The following is a 1,167-nucleotide window of genomic DNA, read 5'->3' on the forward strand; positions in this document are numbered from 1 at the left end:
GCCTGCCAAGATTATCTGCTGGTGGGTGGCGGCTCCAACTTCGAGGATGCCATGCCCTGGAATGGTGGCACCAAACGCTACCACGACCGCATTTACCGCCTTAGCCGTAAGGACGGGCAGCTTAGCTGGGCTCAGCCGGGATGGAAACTGCCCCTGGCAATGGCCTACAGCGCTTGTTTATCCACCGAACAGGGCATTTACAGCCTGGGGGGTGAGACAGCCGACGGCCCGGTTGCCAATGCCTTTAAACTTCGTGTTGAAGGCGATTCGCTTCAGATGAACGAACTGCCCGATCTGCCGGTGGCTGTTACCAGCGGCGGAGCAGCACAGATTGGTTCCACCATCTATGTGGTTGGAGGAATTGATGCGGAAGGTGCAAGCAAGCACTGCTTTGCGCTGGATGCAGCCAATCAGGATGCCGGTTGGCAAATCTTGCCGAGCCTGCCCGTGCCTTTGTCGCACGCGGTGGTGGCAGCCCAGTCGGATGGCGACGAAACCTGCATTTACGTGTTGGGCGGACGCAACAAGTCGGGTATCACTTCTACCTTTTTAAGCGACATCTGGAAGTATTCGCCTTCGCAACAGCAATGGAGCAAAGCCGGCGAGCTGAAGTTGGACGGACAAGCGCCATTTGGCCTTTCAGCAGGAACAGGATTGCCTTACGGCGATCAGTACATCCTGGTGTTTGGTGGCGACAAAGGCAACATTTTCAACGAAACCGAACGCTTAATCGACGCGGCTGCCAAAGCCGAAACAGCCGAAGAGCGCGAGAAGTACCAGGCACAAAAGATTAAGAACCTGACCAGCCATCCCGGTTTTTGCAAGGAGGTGTACCTGTTCAACTGCCAGACCGCTGAGCTGACGCTGGCCGGCGAGATTGGCGGCGACACGCAGGTTACCACCACCGCCTTTTGGTGGAACGGACAGATTATTATTCCCGGAGGTGAAGTGCGCCCCGGAGTGCGTTCGAAACTGGTTACCCGGGGAACGCTTGAATAGCCAGGCATTCCTCGTTTTTATCGATCAAATTACAACAACGCTTACGAGCATAAAAGATGGATTTTAATTTCAAATTAACAGCAGAAAAGTACCAAAAGGAATTGCTTGAAAAAGTAATTCCCTTTTGGGAAAACAATTCCAAAGACGAGCAATGTGGCGGGTATTTTA

General features: G+C 53.6%; 1 protein-coding gene. It reads left to right on the forward strand.

The annotated features are described in order from the left end of the window. A partial coding sequence (locus C8N47_RS18615; protein WP_211316213.1) for a tRNA wybutosine-synthesizing protein 4 beta-propeller domain-containing protein occupies positions 1 to 999 on the forward strand: 999 nt, incomplete at its 5' end. Positions 1,000 to 1,167: the final 168 nt, after the last annotated feature.

The organism is Mangrovibacterium marinum (genome assembly GCF_003046625.1).
GTDB lineage: Bacteria > Bacteroidota > Bacteroidia > Bacteroidales > Prolixibacteraceae > Mangrovibacterium > Mangrovibacterium marinum.